This window comes from Stenotrophomonas sp. SrG (assembly GCF_050031795.1).
Taxonomy (GTDB): Bacteria; Pseudomonadota; Gammaproteobacteria; order Xanthomonadales; family Xanthomonadaceae; genus Stenotrophomonas; species Stenotrophomonas rhizophila_A.
In genome coordinates this window covers 1-236 of sequence record NZ_JBNBBE010001339.1, presented here as the reverse complement: position 1 = coordinate 236, position 236 = coordinate 1, and the positions used below count along the sequence as shown (strand labels likewise).

1 protein-coding gene is annotated in these 236 nt (G+C 72.5%); it reads left to right on the top strand.

Annotation, left to right across the window (positions count from 1 at the left end):
- On the top strand, positions 1-236 hold a 236-nt coding region (locus ACQG3P_RS23780; RefSeq protein WP_426806424.1), incomplete at both ends, for a hypothetical protein.

Sequence of the window (236 nt, the reverse complement as noted above, 5' to 3'; positions counted from 1 at the left end):
CTGGCGCGGGCCCTGCGTGGCCTTGCCAACGACGTCGCCGACCACGGCTATCGCGCCATCCGTGCGGCCTTCCACCCGCTGGGCGCTGGCCAGCTCGCACTGACCGACACCCTGGGCCTGGCCAGCTACGCCTGCCCGATCGGATTTGACGCGATCGCCCTACCCCGCAGCGGCAAGCGCCTGCACCCCGCCCGGGAGGGCAACACAGCCTACCACGCCCACACCCTGGGTCAGAC